Source organism: Micromonospora arborensis (assembly GCF_003205615.1).
Taxonomy (GTDB): domain Bacteria; phylum Actinomycetota; class Actinomycetes; order Mycobacteriales; family Micromonosporaceae; genus Micromonospora; species Micromonospora arborensis.
The window spans coordinates 1-13750 of record NZ_PYBV01000011.1; the positions used below are offsets into that span (position 1 = coordinate 1).

At 70.1% G+C, this 13750-nt stretch carries 13 protein-coding genes; 7 read left to right on the forward strand and 6 right to left on the reverse strand.

The features are described from left to right. Positions 1 to 77: 77 nt before the first annotated feature. Both C7C45_RS07915 and C7C45_RS07920 read right to left on the reverse strand, forming a co-directional pair. Positions 78 to 1028: a malate dehydrogenase gene (locus tag C7C45_RS07915; protein ID WP_110562992.1), complete on the reverse strand. Its 951-nt coding sequence runs from the start codon at positions 1026 to 1028 to the stop codon at positions 78 to 80. A gap of 96 nt (positions 1029 to 1124) precedes the next feature. Beyond that, positions 1125 to 1985 carry a bifunctional methylenetetrahydrofolate dehydrogenase/methenyltetrahydrofolate cyclohydrolase gene (locus C7C45_RS07920; RefSeq protein ID WP_110562993.1) on the reverse strand — a complete coding sequence of 287 codons (861 nt, stop codon included), beginning with the start codon at positions 1983 to 1985 and terminating at the stop codon, positions 1125 to 1127. Positions 1986 to 2434: 449 nt separating this feature from the next. Here C7C45_RS07920 and C7C45_RS07925 point away from each other — a divergent pair, with 449 nt between their 5' ends. The 5 genes from C7C45_RS07925 (at position 2435) to C7C45_RS07945 (ending at position 8252) form a co-directional block, all read left to right on the forward strand. Further along, the gene (locus C7C45_RS07925) at positions 2435 to 4036 is read left to right on the forward strand and encodes a peptide ABC transporter substrate-binding protein (RefSeq protein WP_110562994.1); all 1602 of its coding nucleotides are present in this window, start codon (positions 2435 to 2437) and stop codon (positions 4034 to 4036) included. Positions 4037 to 4230: 194 nt separating this feature from the next. Next, the gene (locus tag C7C45_RS07930) at positions 4231 to 5169 is read left to right on the forward strand and encodes an ABC transporter permease (protein WP_110562995.1); all 939 of its coding nucleotides are present in this window, start codon (positions 4231 to 4233) and stop codon (positions 5167 to 5169) included. A 72-nt stretch (positions 5170 to 5241) separates the two neighbouring features. Then, positions 5242 to 6198 carry an ABC transporter permease gene (locus tag C7C45_RS07935; protein WP_110562996.1) on the forward strand — a complete coding sequence of 319 codons (957 nt, stop codon included), beginning with the start codon at positions 5242 to 5244 and terminating at the stop codon, positions 6196 to 6198. Between the two features lie 7 nt (positions 6199 to 6205). After that, positions 6206 to 7237 (forward strand): ABC transporter ATP-binding protein, encoded by a 1032-nt coding sequence (locus C7C45_RS07940; protein WP_110562997.1) that lies wholly within the window; start codon positions 6206 to 6208, stop codon positions 7235 to 7237. Beyond that, positions 7218 to 8252 (forward strand): ABC transporter ATP-binding protein, encoded by a 1035-nt coding sequence (locus C7C45_RS07945; protein ID WP_110562998.1) that lies wholly within the window; start codon positions 7218 to 7220, stop codon positions 8250 to 8252. Before C7C45_RS07940 ends, C7C45_RS07945 begins: the two co-directional genes overlap by 20 nt. Positions 8253 to 8376: 124 nt before the next feature. Here the strand turns inward: C7C45_RS07945 and purH are convergent, their stop codons facing one another. Together purH and purN are read right to left on the reverse strand one after the other, a co-directional pair. Continuing rightward, positions 8377 to 9948 (reverse strand): bifunctional phosphoribosylaminoimidazolecarboxamide formyltransferase/IMP cyclohydrolase, encoded by a 1572-nt coding sequence (gene purH / locus C7C45_RS07950; RefSeq protein ID WP_110562999.1) that lies wholly within the window; start codon positions 9946 to 9948, stop codon positions 8377 to 8379. Then, positions 9945 to 10565 (reverse strand): phosphoribosylglycinamide formyltransferase, encoded by a 621-nt coding sequence (gene purN, locus C7C45_RS07955; protein ID WP_110563000.1) that lies wholly within the window; start codon positions 10563 to 10565, stop codon positions 9945 to 9947. The genes purH and purN overlap by 4 nt, the downstream gene beginning before the upstream one ends. A gap of 329 nt (positions 10566 to 10894) precedes the next feature. Between purN and C7C45_RS07960 the strand changes: the two genes are divergently transcribed. After that, positions 10895 to 11437, forward strand: coding sequence for a DUF4190 domain-containing protein (locus C7C45_RS07960; RefSeq protein WP_110563001.1), 543 nt, complete (start codon positions 10895 to 10897; stop codon positions 11435 to 11437). Positions 11438 to 11493: 56 nt separating this feature from the next. Here C7C45_RS07960 and C7C45_RS07965 read toward each other — a convergent pair whose 3' ends face one another. Further along, positions 11494 to 12783 carry a cell division protein PerM gene (locus tag C7C45_RS07965; RefSeq protein WP_110563002.1) on the reverse strand — a complete coding sequence of 430 codons (1290 nt, stop codon included), beginning with the start codon at positions 12781 to 12783 and terminating at the stop codon, positions 11494 to 11496. Positions 12784 to 12981: 198 nt separating this feature from the next. Between C7C45_RS07965 and C7C45_RS07970 the strand changes: the two genes are divergently transcribed. Beyond that, positions 12982 to 13248: a DUF4190 domain-containing protein gene (locus tag C7C45_RS07970; protein ID WP_110563003.1), complete on the forward strand. Its 267-nt coding sequence runs from the start codon at positions 12982 to 12984 to the stop codon at positions 13246 to 13248. On the opposite strand, the gene C7C45_RS07975 is transcribed toward C7C45_RS07970, so the two are convergent. Next, a complete protein-coding gene (locus C7C45_RS07975; protein WP_110563004.1) occupies positions 13144 to 13743 on the reverse strand; it encodes a GNAT family N-acetyltransferase in 600 nt (199 codons plus the stop codon). The genes C7C45_RS07970 and C7C45_RS07975 overlap by 105 nt on opposite strands. Between the last annotated feature and the right edge of the window lie 7 nt (positions 13744 to 13750).

A 13750-nucleotide genomic window follows, 5' to 3' on the forward strand; every position in this document is an offset into this window, starting at 1 on the left:
GTGGGTGGGGGTGGGTGGGGTGGGACGGGGAAGGGCCCGCCGGGTTGGCCGGCGGGCCCTTCTAGTGGTTCGGGGAACTACATGCTGGAGATGTCGCCCTGCTTGGCGCGAACGGCTTCGGCGGCCTCCAGGAGGCTGGCGCGCTCGTCGGCGTCCAGGTCGGTCTCGACGACCCGCTTGACGCCCTCGGCGCCGATCTCGGCCTCGACACCGAGGTAGACGCCGGAGATGCCGTACTCGCCGTCGACCCACGCGCACACCGGCATGACCTCGCCGGAGTCCTCGGCGACGGCCTTCGCCATCCGGGCCGCGGCGGCGGACGGGGCGTAGTACGCCGAGCCGGTCTTGAGCAGCGCGACCACCTCGGCGCCGCCGTTGCGGGTCTTGACGACCAGCTCCTCGATCTGCTCGGCCGGCATCGCGTCACGCAGCGGCTTGCCGTTGACGGTGCTCTTCGACGGCACCGGGACCATGGTGTCGCCGTGCGAGCCCAGCGTCAGCGTGCGTACCGACGCCACCGGCACGTTCAGTGCCTCGGCGACGAAGTTGCTGAACCGGGCGGTGTCGAGCATGCCGGCCTGGCCGAGCACCCGGTTCTTCGGGAACTGGGTGGCGAGCTGCGCCAGCGCGGTCATCTCGTCCAGCGGGTTGGAGACCACGATGACGACGGCGTTCGGGGCGTACTTGGCGACGTTCTCGGCGACCTGACGGACGATCTTGGCGTTGGTCTCCAGCAGGTCCATCCGGCTCATGCCGGGCTTCCGGGGCAGACCGGCGGTGATCACGACGACGTCGGAGCCCTCGATGTTCTCGTAGCCCTCACCGTTCGGGCCGGTGGTCACGCCGACCACCTTGGTCTCGAAGCCCTCGATGGCCCGCGACTGGTTGAGGTCGAGCGCGAGACCCGCGGGCTTGCCCTCCACGATGTCGGTGATCACTACGGTGTCGAAGACGTCGTACTCGGCCAGGCGCTGTGCGGTGGTGGAGCCGTAGAAGCCAGCCCCGACGACAGTGACCTTCTTACCCATGGTCGTCCCACTCCCTGATAACCAGTCGGTTTTCCGGACCGTATCAGCCATCCTGGCACCGATCAGGCCAGGGTCGGACGGTTACGGCCTTACACCTCAACCGCGCTCGGCACGCTCCACGACGTTGGTGAGCAGCATGGCCCGGGTCATCGGACCCACACCGCCCGGCATGGGGACCAGCGCGCCGGCCGTCTCGGCCACCTCCGGGTCCACGTCGCCGGTATAGCGGCCTTTGCCGTCCGCGCCGATCACGCGGGTGATGCCGACGTCCACCACGACCGCGCCGGGGTTGATCATGTCGCTGGTGAGCAGACCCGGTACGCCTGCCGCGACGATGACGATGTCGGCGGCCCGGGTGTGCGAGGCGAGGTCGAGGGTGCCGGTGTGGCACAGGGTGACCGTGGCGTTCTCGCTGCGCCGGGTGAGCAGCAGGCCGAGCGGGCGGCCGACGGTGTTGCCCCGACCGACCACCGCGACGGTGGCGCCGCGCAGCGCCACGTCGTGCCGGCGGAGCAGTTCCACGATGCCGCGCGGGGTGCAGGGCAGCGGGCCGTCGTAGCCGAGGACGAGCCGGCCCAGGTTGACCGGGTGCAGGCCGTCGGCGTCCTTGTCCGGGTCGATCAGCTCCAGCACCCGCTGGGTGTCGAGGTGCGCCGGCAGCGGCAACTGGACGATGTAGCCGTGGCACGCCGGGTCGGCGTTCAGCTCGGCGATCACGTCGTCGACCTGCTGCTGGGTGGCGTCGGCCGGGAGTTCTCGGCGGATCGAGGCGATGCCCACCTCTGCGCAGTCACGGTGCTTGCCGTTGACGTACGCCTGGCTGCCCGGGTCCGCCCCGACCAGGACCGTGCCCAGCCCGGGGGTGATGCCGCGTTCCGCGAGTGCCTTCACCCGTATCCGCAGCTCGTCCTTGATTTCCGCTGCGGTTGCCTTGCCGTCCAGAAGCGTCGCCGTCACGACCTGATCGTCTCACGGCCACCGCTCGCGGTTCAGACGACCTCGCTCGGGCGGCCCGCCCGGCACCTGACCACCACCAAACGGACGTGACGTTCTGTGACGTGTTGCTAGTCACTCTCAGTCACATTTTGTGGATTCGGTCACCGTCGAACCAGACACGAAGGCGGACCTGAGCAGGGACCGGACGGCCGGATCGGAGGGCGCCAACCGGGCTGCGGGCGGCACTGCGAGCGCTGCACCCGGTCGAAAATCCGCAGGCAGGCGACGTTTAAGCCGGCTTTTGCTAGCAGGTCCGCCGGCCTTGAGCAAGCCAGGACGACCCGGACCGTTACCCACCCGCAACCGCCTCGTTGCCGAAGACCCGTCGCCGACCTACCGTTGCCGCTTGTTGCGCAGCGTAAACCCAGCGTCGGGCCTGACTGCGCAGCGTGAGGAGATGAGGAGGCTCAATGCGAGTTCGTAGACTCGCCGCCTGGACCGCCCTCCCGCTCGCGGTGACGCTGGGCCTCGCGGCCTGCGGCAGCGGCGGAGACGGTGGATCCGGCGGCAGCGGCAGTTCGGCGGTCAGCATCCAGATCGCCGAGCCGAAGCACCTGGTTCCCACCAACACCACTGAGACGTCCGGGGCGCAGGTGCTCACCGGCCTGTTCAGCCCGCTCGTCGACTACGACGCCCAGAACAAGCCGTACGAGGTCGCAGCCGAGTCCGTGACCTCGTCCGACAACAAGGTCTGGACGATCAAGCTCAAGGACGGCTTCACCTTCCACAACGGTGAGAAGGTCACCTCCGACGACTACATCAACGCCTGGAACTACGGCGCGTACGCCCCCAACGGTCAGGACAGCAACTACTTCTTCGAGAAGATCGCTGGCTACGCCGACCTGCAGGGCAAGGCGCCGAAGGCGAAGGAGATGTCCGGTCTGAAGAAGGTCGACGACCTCACCTTCACCGTGACGCTGTCCGAGCCGTACATCGACTTCAAGACGGTGCTCGGTTACACCGCGTTCTACCCGATGCCGAAGGCCGCGTTCTCGGCCCCGGGCGTGCTCAAGGACTCCTACGAGCAGGCGCCGATCGGGCAGGGCCCCTTCAAGATGAAGGGCACCTGGCAGCACGACAGCAAGATCGATGTCGAGCGCTACGACGCGTACCCGGGCGAGAAGCCCAAGGTCAAGAACATTGAGTTCCGGATCTACCAGCAGCTGACCGCGGCCTACGCGGACGTCCTGGCGGACAACCTGGACGTGCTGCCGACGATCCCGACCGAGAGCCTGAGCACCGCGCCGAGCGACCTGGGCGACCGGTACAAGACCAGCCCGATGTCGTCGTTCCAGTTCCTGTCGTTCCCGACGTTCGACAAGGACTACAGCAACCCGGACGTGCGTAAGGCCATCTCGATGGCGATCGACCGTGACGAGATCACCAAGTCGGTCTTCAAGGGTTCGCAGACGCCGGCGCGCTCCTTCGTCTCGCCGGTCCTGCCGGGCTACCGGGAGAACACCGCGGGCAAGGCCGGCGAGTTCAACCCGACCGAGGCCAAGAAGCTCTACCAGGCCGCCGGTGGTCCGTCGAAGATCGTCATCTCCTACAACGGCGACGGCGGTCACAAGGACTGGGTCGACGCCACGGTCAACCAGCTGAAGACCAACCTGGGTGTCGACGCTGTCGGTTCGGCCGAGCCGAAGTTCGCCGACCTGCTGACCAAGGTCGAGAAGAAGCAGCCGGTGGGTATGTTCCGGATGGCCTGGGTCATGGACTACCCGACCATGGAGGACTACCTCGGCCCGCTGTACACCACGAACGGCTCGTCGAACTACTACGGCTACAGCAACCCGGACTTCGACCGGCTGGTCAAGGAGGGTTCCGCCGCCAAGACGCAGGACGAGGCGATCGCCAAGTACCAGCAGGCGGAGGACATCCTGGCCAAGGACATGCCGGTGATCCCGCTCCGCTTCGGCGAGAACGTGTTCGGCACCTCGTCCAAGGTCAAGAACGTGGAGATGGACCTGTTCCAGCGGGTCAACCTCGTCAAGATCGAAGCAGCCAGCTGAGCTGACCATGGTGCGGGCCACCCGGGCGACGCCCGGGTGGCCCGGACCGCACCACCGGGGCCGGGCCGCAGAAGCGGACCCGGCGTCGGTGGTGCCGGCTTCCCCGGGCCGGACGGCGCGTCTCGGATATTTCGGGTACGACCAGAGATGCCGTCCTGCGACCCTTTCGCACATTTCCGGAGAGACTGCTAAGCATGTTCCGCTACATCTTGCGGCGCCTACTGCAGATGGTCCTGGCGTTCTTCGGGACCACCCTGATCGTCTACGCGCTGACATTCGCCGGGCAGGGCGACCCCATCCAGGCGCTCGCTGGTGAGCGGCCGGTGACGCCAGCCCAACGGGCCTACCTGACCGAGAAGTACCACCTGGACGCCACTGGCGTGGGCGGCTTCTTCTACCGCTACTTCGACTACGTGAAGAACCTGCTCCAGGGCAACCTGGGCGAATCGCTGACCGGTCGGAACATCGGTGACATCCTCCAGCAGGCCTGGCCGGTCACCGTCCAGCTCGCGCTCATCGCGCTCGCCGTGGCGATCATCTTCGGCGTCAGCGCCGGCGTGATCGCCGGCATCCGCCGGGCCAGCATCTTCGACAACTCGACGCTGGTGCTGACCCTGCTGGTGCTGGGCATCCCGACCATCGTGCTGGCGCCGCTGGCGCAGTACTTCCTGGGCGTCAAGTGGCAGCTCTTCCCACCCACCGCCGGCTCCGACCCGACGTTCTACGCGCTCCTGCTGCCCGGCATCGTGCTCGGCTCGCTGTCGCTGGCCACCGCGCTGCGACTCACCCGGGCCTCGGTGGCGGAGAACCTGCGCGCGGACTACGTCCGGACCGCCCGGTCCAAGGGCCTGGTCAAGCGCCGGATCGTCGTCGTCCACGTGCTGCGCAACTCGCTCATCCCGGTGGTCACCTTCCTCGGTGTGGAGCTGGGCAACCTGATGAGCGGCGCGATCATCACCGAGGGCGTCTTCAACATCCCCGGCGTGGGCTTCAACCTCTTCCGCGGCATCCGCACCGAGGACGGCCCCCTGGTGGTGGGCATCGTCAGTGTGCTCGTCGTGGTCTACCTGGTCTCGAACCTGGTGGTGGACGTCCTGTACGCCGTACTCGACCCGAGGATCCGCTATGAGTGAGCGCAGCGAACGAATCATCAGCGCGGCGTGCCTGGGCTCTCCTGCCGGCGCCGAGCGCAGCGAGGTGGCGGCATGAGTGATTTTGAAACGGTGGCGGCCAGCGAGAACCAGGCCGCGCGGCGTGGCCCCTCGGGCGAGCCGGGCACACCCAACCAGGTCGGCGCCCCGCACAAGCCCCGCAGCCTGGCCGGAGACGCCTGGCGCGACCTGCGCCGCAACCCGATCTTCTGGATCTCGCTGGCACTGGTCGTCACCTTCACCCTGATGGCGCTGTTCCCCGGCGTGTTCACCGCCAACAACCCGAACGACTGCGTGCTCTCCCGGCAGCACGCCGGGCCGTCCGGCGGGGCCATCTTCGGGTACGACTTCCAGGGCTGCGACACGTTCTCCCGGGCGGTCTACGGCACCCGGGCCTCGCTGGTGGTCGGTGCGCTCGCCGCGCTCGGCACCGGGATCATCGCGCTGGTGGTCGGCATGCTCGCCGGCTACTTCGGCCACTGGGTCGACGCGGTGCTCTCCCGGGTGATCGACGTGGTGCTCGGCATCCCGCTGCTGCTGGCCGCGATCGTGCTGCTCAAGCGGGTGTCCAGCGACAACCAGTGGGCGCGGATCGGCGCGGTCGTCTTCGTGCTCGCCCTCCTCGGCTGGACGACCGCCGCCCGGGTGGTGCGTTCCTCGGTGATCACCGCGAAGGAGCAGGACTACGTCGCGGCGGCCCGGATGCTCGGCGCGGGCAACGGCCGGATCATGTGGCGGCACATCCTGCCGAACTCACTGGCCCCGGCCATCGTCGTGCTGACCATCGCGCTCGGCTCGTTCATCGCGGCCGAGGCGACGCTCTCGTTCCTCGGCATCGGGCTGAAGGCGCCGACCATCTCGTGGGGCCAGGACATCGACACCGGCCGGATCCACATGCGCGAGGCGGCCACACCGCTGATCGTCCCGTCCGCATTCCTCGCGCTGACCGTGCTGGCGTTCATCATGCTCGGCGACGCGATCCGTGACGCCTTCGACCCGAAGCTGCGGTGAGAAACTCATGACCGTTCAACCCACGCCTGCCTCCGCCACTCCCGAAGGCGGCCACCTGCTGGAGTTGCGGGACCTGCACATCGAGTTCCGCACCAACGAGGGTGTGGCCCAGGTGATCAACGGCGTGTCGTACCACCTCGACGCCGGCGAGACGCTGGCCGTGCTCGGTGAGTCGGGCTCCGGCAAGTCGGTCACCGCTCAGGCGATCATGGGCATCCTGGACACGCCGCCCGCGTTCATCCGTTCCGGCCAGATCCTCTACCAGGGTCAGGACCTGCTCACCCGCTCCGAGGAGCAGCGCCGGCAGGTCCGCGGCACGGAGATCGCGATGATCTTCCAGGACGCGCTCTCCGCGCTGAACCCGGTCTTCCCGGTCGGTTGGCAGATCGGCGAGACGCTGCGCCAGCGCGCCGGCATGTCCCGGGCCGACGCCCGACGCCGCGCCATCGAGCTGATGGACCTGGTCAAGATCCCGGGTGCCGCAAAGCGGATCGGTGACTACCCGCACCAGTTCTCCGGCGGTATGCGGCAGCGCGTCATGATCGCCATGGCGCTGGCGCTGGACCCGAAGGTGCTGATCGCCGACGAGCCCACCACGGCACTCGACGTCACCGTGCAGGCCCAGATCATGGACCTGCTGGCCGACCTGCGCCGGGAACTCAACATGGCGATGATCCTGATCACCCACGACCTGGGTGTGGTCGCCGGTGTCGCAGACCGGATCGCGGTCATGTACGCCGGCCGGATCGTCGAGCACGCCGACGTCCGCTCGCTCTACAAGGCGCCGGCTCACCCGTACACCAAGGGGTTGTTGGAGTCGATCCCGCGGTTGGACGTCCGCGGCCAGGAACTGTCGACGATCAAGGGGTTGCCGCCGAACCTGATGCGTATCCCGTCCGGCTGCCCGTTCCACCCCCGGTGCCCGTACGTCCAGCAGGTCTGCGTGGACGTCGTGCCGCACGACCTGGTCCTCGGCGACGGCCGGACCAGCGCTTGCCACTTCGCGCAGGAGGTCCGTGATGACAGCGTCGCCCGCTAACTCCACCAAGGTCCGCGGCGAGACCATCCTCTCCGTCGACAACCTGGTGAAGCACTTCCCGATCACTCAGGGCGTGCTGTTCCAGCGGCAGATCGGCGCGGTCAAGGCCGTCGACGGGGTGAGCTTCGAGCTGCGTCGGGGCGAGACGCTGGGCGTGGTCGGCGAGTCCGGCTGCGGCAAGTCCACCCTCGCCCGGCTGCTGATGCGGCTGGAGACGCCCACCTCCGGGCAGGCCACGCTGGAGGGCAGGGACCTGTTCAAGGCGTCCGGCGGCGAGCTGCGCCGGCTGCGTCGCAACATGCAGATGGTGATGCAGGACCCGTACACCTCGCTGAACCCGCGGATGACCGTCGGCGACATCATCGGCGAGCCGTTCGAGATCCACCCGGATGCCGCGCCGAAGGGCAGCAAGCAGAAGCGGGTCCAGGAGCTGCTCGACCTGGTCGGGCTCAACCCGGAGCACATCAACCGGTACCCGCACCAGTTCTCCGGCGGTCAGCGTCAGCGCATCGGCATCGCCCGCGCCCTGGCGCTGAAGCCCGAGGTGATCGTCTGCGACGAGCCGGTGTCGGCGCTGGACGTCTCCATCCAGGCCCAGGTGATCAACCTGCTGAAGCAGTTGCAGGACGAGCTCGGGCTGTCGTACATCTTCATCGCCCACGACCTGTCCGTGGTGCGGCACATCGCCGACCGGGTCGCGGTGATGTACCTCGGCCGGATCGTCGAGATCGGCACCGATGACGAGATCTACGAGCGGGCCACCCACCCGTACACCCAGGCTCTGCTCTCCGCGGTGCCGGTGCCGGACCCGGAGGCCCGCGAGCAGCGCAACATGATCCGGCTGGTCGGCGACGTGCCCAGCCCGGCCGACCCGCCGAGTGGTTGCCACTTCCGGACCCGCTGCTGGAAGGCCCAGGACATCTGCGCCGTCGAAGACCCGGCAACGGTCCCCCGCGCAGCGGACCCACACCCGTCCGCCTGCCACTTCGCCGAGCTCCGCCCCGCAACCCCGTAACCCCGCCCTGCCCCCACCGGGCGCACCCCGCCGCCCCCGTTGATCATGAGGTCATTGTCCCGACACGCCGAACGGCCGGGCAATAACCTCATGATCAACGGGGTGGGCAGGGCGGGCGGTGCGGTTAGTGGAAGAAGTGGCGCGTTCCGGTTAGGTACATCGTTACGTTGGCCTTCTTGGCCGCTTCGATTACCTCTTCGTCGCGGATCGAGCCTCCCGGCTGCACGATGGCGCGGACGCCCGCGTCGATGAGGATCTGCGGACCGTCGGCGAACGGGAAGAACGCGTCCGAAGCGGCGACCGAGCCGCGGGCCCGGTCGGCACCCGCGCGGCTGACCGCGAGTTGCGCCGAGTCGACCCGGTTGACCTGACCCATGCCGACGCCGACGGTTGCGCCGTCCTTGGCGAGCAGGATCGCGTTGCTCTTCACCGCGCGGACCGCTCGCCAGGCGAACGCGAGGTCCCGCAGCAGCTCCTCGTCGGCGGCCTCGCCGGTCGCCAACTGCCAGTTGGCCGGGTCGTCACCGGGCGCGTCCACCCGGTCGGCGACCTGGGTCAGCACGCCACCGGTCACCGGCCGCCACTCGACCTTCGCCGGGCTCCAGGCCGGCGCGCGCAGCAGCCGGATGTTCTTCTTGCCCTGCAGCACCTCGACCGCACCCTCGTCGAAGCCGGGGGCGACCACCACCTCGGTGAAGATGTCGGCGACCTGCCGGGCCAGCTCGACCGAGACCGGCCGGTTGACCGCGATCACGCCCCCGTACGCCGACACCGGGTCGCAGGCGTGCGCCTTGCGGTGCGCCTCGGCCACGTCCGCGCCCACCGCGATGCCGCACGGGTTGGCGTGCTTGATGATCGCCACGGCGGGCTGGTCGGCGAAGTCGTTCGCGGCCCGCCAGGCGGCGTCCGCGTCGACGTAGTTGTTGTACGACATCTCCTTGCCGTGCAGCTGCTCGGCCTGGGCCAGCCCCGCCGGGGCGTCCGGGTCGGTGTAGAGCGCAGCCGGCTGGTGCGGGTTCTCCCCGTAGCGCAGCACTGTCGACTTACGCAGCGCCGACCCGGTGAACGCCGGCCACGAGTCGTCGGCTGGGGCCAGCTCCTGGGCGCACCACTGGGCAACCGCCACGTCGTACTCGGCGATGTCGGCGAACGCCCGTGCCGCCAGGGCGCGACGCTGGGCCAGGGTGAAGCCACCCTCGTCGAGCGCGCCGATCAGCGCCGGGTAGCCGGTCGGATCGGTGAGCACGGCGACCGAGGCGTGGTTCTTGGCGGCGGCCCGCACCATGGCCGGGCCGCCGATGTCGATCTGCTCCACGCACTCCTCGACACCGGCGCCGGAGGCGACGGTCGCCTGGAAGGGGTAGAGGTTGGAGACCAACAGGTCGAACGCCGCCACCCCCAACTCGTCGAGCTGCGCGACGTGCGTGTCCTTGCGCAGGTCGGCGAGGAGACCCGCGTGCACCTTCGGGTGCAGGGTCTTCACCCGGCCGTCGAGCACCTCGGGGAACCCGGTCACCGTCTCGACCGGCGTCACCGGCACACCGGCGGCGGCGATGGTGCCCGCCGTGCTGCCGGTGGACACGATCTCCACGCCGGCGGCGTGCAGGGCCTGAGCCAGTTCGACCAGCCCGGTCTTGTCGTAGACGCTGACCAGCGCCCGCCTGATCGGGCGGCGCCCGTCCTGAGTGGGACTCACGGAACCGTGACCTTCCTTCCGGTGATGGTCCAGCCTTCGCGGACCAGGCGACCGACCTGCTCGACGAGCTGGCGCCGCTCGGCTTCCTTGATGCGCTCGGTGAGCGTGTCCACGTCGTCGTCGTCGAGCACCGGCACCGCGACCTGCGCGACGATCGGCCCGGTGTCCATGCCGGCGTCGACGAAGAAGAGGGTGGCCCCGGTGAGCTTCACGCCGTAGGCGAGGGCGTCACGCGGGCCGTGGATGCCGGGGAACGCCGGCAGCAGAGTGTTGTGGGTGTTCAGGTAGCGGTCGCCGAAAGCGGCGAGGAACTGCGGGCCGACCAGCTTGAGGAAACCGGCGGAGATGACCAGGTCGGGTTGGTGCTTCGCGACGTGCGCGGTGAGCGCGGCGTCCCAGTCCTCCCGGGTGTCGTGGTCGCGGACCCGCTCGACGAAGGTCGGCACCCCGGCCGCTTCGGCCCGGTCCAGGCCCGCGATGCCGTCGCGGTCCGCGCCGACCGCGACGACCTGCGCGCCGTACGCGGGGTCGACGGTGGCATCCAGCAGCGACTGAAGGTTGCTTCCGGAGCCGGATATGAGGACGACGATGCGGGCGACAGACGCGGGCTCGGTCACCGGGCCACCCTATCGGGCAGGTCAGGACGTCCTTCGGCTGGGCGGTGCGCCGATCTTGGAAGCGCTGACGAGCATCGACCCGGTACGCTGCCGCTCGCTCGGGCCGAACGCCGCGCCGACCCGCGCCCCGTCACTGACCCGGCAGGCCAGCCGGGTCGCTGAAATGAGGAACACCCATGCCGCCCGGTCCCACTCCCAACGACAGCCGTCGATCGACGGCAATATGACGATGTCGTCGTGTCGCTGTGCTGTGCATTCGGAGGCCTGGCAGCGATCATGGTTGGAAACAACAGCAGCAACTGACGGAACCAGTTCAAGGAGCTTCTCGAATGCAACCCGGTAACCCCGGCCAGGACCCGTACGGCCAGCAGCCGAACCAGGACCCGACCGCTCCCCAGCCGCCGTACGGCCAGCCACCCGCCGCCCCGTACGGCCAGCAGCCGGCTCCCCAGTACGGCCAGCCGCCGGCCGCCCCGTACGGCCAGCCGCCGGTCTCCGGTCAGCCGTACGGCCAGCAGCAGCCGTACCAGGACCCGTACGGCCAGCAGCAGCCCCCGTACGGCGGCGGCCCGACGTACCCGAACGCCGGCTACCCGCAGACCCAGGGGCAGAACAACACCCTCGGCCTGGTGGCGCTGATCCTCGGTATCGCGTCGATCCCGCTGGCGTGCTGCCCTCTCCTGGGCATCCCGGTCGGCATTGGCGGCCTGGTGACCGGCTACCTCGCCCGCCAGAAGGTCGCCCAGGGGCAGGCCAGCAACGCCGGGCAGGCCAAGGCCGGCCTCATCTGCGCTGCGGTCGGCGTCGCGCTCGGCATCATCGGAATCATCCTGAGCGTTGCGCTGAACGTCGGCCTGCCGACCCAGCCCTGACGGATCCAGCACGCACTGGGGCGCTCCGGATTCGTCCGGGGCGCCCCGCGATCGTTCTACGGAGCGGGGGCGCGGGTGAGCGCTCGGGTGGCGGCGGCGCCGAGCAGTGCGCCGACCGCGATGACAGCGGTCGCCACCGCCCCGACCTGCCAGCCCACCGGCCCGACCTGCGCCAACCGACCGGCGCCGAGCGGGCCGCCGGACACCGCGGCGGCCACGCCGAGCAGCACGCCGGCCACCGGCCCGGCCAGCGCCGCAGGCGCCAGCAACTCGGCCCAGCGCTGCGGGGCCCGCTCCGGCCCAGCGAGTCGAGCCACCCGGCGTGCGAGCAACCAGCCGGCGACCATCCCGGCCAGCACCGGCACCGCGAGCAGCAGAGCGCCGAAGCCGTCCACCGGGCCACGCGGTAGGCCGGCGAGCAATGGCACGGCCGGCAGCGCGCCAACCGACACCTCACTGGTGCGAACCGCGGTGTCGGTGCCGACCGCGAAGCCCGGCCCGAGTAGGTAGCTGGCTGACCAGACCGCCGCGTTCGGCGCGTACGCGACGCTGACCAGGGTGATGCCGGCCTGCCCGGCAACCCCGGTCCGGTACGCGCCGATCATGTCCGCCGCGTCGCCGCCGCCGGTTGCCACCGCCAGGCCGGCCGCGCCGGCGCCCGCGCCGAGCAGCAGCAGCCCGGCCACCAGACCGGTGCGAATGCCGTCGCGCACCGGGCCCGGCATCCGCGTGACGAGGAGCCGGGTCACGGCGGTGATGCGGGTCGCGCCGACCAGCGCGGCGAGTGTGCCGACCGCTGCGAACGTGGCTGCCGCCCGGAGCACGGACGCATCCGGCCCGTCGGTGCCGACCAGCACGGCCGCGAGCGCGCCGAGCAGCGCGTACGCGATGCCGACCGCGCCCGCGGCGAGCAGCGCCCGGCGCGGTGAGCGGGTGTCGCGGGCGCCGATCGCGCGGCTGACGTGCACACCGGCTCGGGTCAGTCGCCAGAGCGCGAGCACGGTCAGCGCCAACGGGGCGAGCCCGAGTGGGCCGGACTCGGTGTGCAGCGGCACGCCGTGCCCGAGCAGCCAGCCGGCCAACGCGGTGCGCAGGGTGCTGGTCAGGGTGGCGGAGTCCGTGCCGAGCTGGACCAGGCCGAGCACGATGGCGACCGGCAGGTAGGAGGTGAGGGCCGCCCAGCCGGCAGCCACCCCGGCGGCGACGGGCAACGGCGCACGCCCGCGTGGTGACCCACCCGTGCGGGGCGCGGGCACCCGTCGGGCCGGTGCGGCACGGTCGACCGGCCGGTCGTCGGCGCGCACACCGCCGGGACGGCTGGGACGGTCAGGGGTGACGGGGGACATCCGCTCTACTCTGGCACGTCGTGCGGGCGGTGGCAGTCCGTTAACCCGTCCGAAGGGCGGCGAGTTGACCGAACCTGAGTCCGGACCGCCCCGTCCGGTCTAGCCTCGGCCCTGAGGGGGCGCGCTCGCCGCCACCGGGTCGGGTCCGCCGGTCACGGTCCGGGTCGGCACGTCGGCCACGACCACCCGGAGGAAGCTGTGACGACGCCATACCCCCCGCCCCCGCCGCCACCGGCCCAGGGACGGGACCGGACCACGCTCTGGGGCGTGCTGGGCATCGTGCTGGGGCTGATCTGCTGCGGCATCCTCGGCATCATCTTCGGTTACCTGTCCATCCGAGACGCCCGCCGGTACGGGCAGTCACCGTTGCTCGGCTACCTCGCCATCGTCTTCGGCGTGATCAACATCATCGGCGGAGCAATCCTGCGCGCGACCGGCAACTACCCGTTCTGGAACAACGACTGAGCGGGCTGGTCGACCAGGGAGCTGACGCTGGTAGCGCAGAGCGGGGCGGCCGCCGATGCTGGTCTCACCGGTCACGGTGAACCCGGTGCGTGCCAGCACCGCCTGGGACGCCGGGTTGTCGAGGGTGGCCAGCGCGGTGAGACCGGCGAGCCGGTAGTCGTCGGCGGCCAGGTGGCACACCTGCTCGACAGCCGCGGTGGCGACGCCCTTGCCGGCGGCCCGCTCACCGACCCGGTAGCCGAGTTCGGCGAACCCGGCCGCGACATCCACGAGGTTGACCCGGCCGACCAGGTCACCCTGCTCGGTCAGGACGACGTGGAAGTGACACAGGCCCGCCTCCTGCTCGGCCAACAACGCGCGGTGCCGATCGGCGAACCCGGAAAAGTACGCGTCGCCGCGATCCGGCACCGAGCGCGCGAAGTACGCCCGGTTCTCCCGTTCGAACGCCAGCAGAGCGTCCGCATGGTCGGCCCTCAGCCGCTGCACTGTCAGCACGCCGGCA

Bases quoted from the DNA above. Each gene is read 5' to 3' on its own strand.
- C7C45_RS07915 (WP_110562992.1), bottom strand. From the start codon at position 1,028: ATGGGTAAGAAGGTCACTGTCGTCGGGGCTGGCTTCTACGGCTCCACC.
- C7C45_RS07925 (WP_110562994.1), top strand. From the start codon at position 2,435: ATGCGAGTTCGTAGACTCGCCGCCTGGACCGCCCTCCCGCTCGCGGTG.
- C7C45_RS07930 (WP_110562995.1), top strand. From the start codon at position 4,231: ATGTTCCGCTACATCTTGCGGCGCCTACTGCAGATGGTCCTGGCGTTC.
- C7C45_RS07935 (WP_110562996.1), top strand. From the start codon at position 5,242: ATGAGTGATTTTGAAACGGTGGCGGCCAGCGAGAACCAGGCCGCGCGG.
- C7C45_RS07940 (WP_110562997.1), top strand. From the start codon at position 6,206: ATGACCGTTCAACCCACGCCTGCCTCCGCCACTCCCGAAGGCGGCCAC.
- C7C45_RS07945 (WP_110562998.1), top strand. From the start codon at position 7,218: ATGACAGCGTCGCCCGCTAACTCCACCAAGGTCCGCGGCGAGACCATC.
- C7C45_RS07960 (WP_110563001.1), top strand. From the start codon at position 10,895: ATGCAACCCGGTAACCCCGGCCAGGACCCGTACGGCCAGCAGCCGAAC.
- C7C45_RS07965 (WP_110563002.1), bottom strand. From the start codon at position 12,783: ATGTCCCCCGTCACCCCTGACCGTCCCAGCCGTCCCGGCGGTGTGCGC.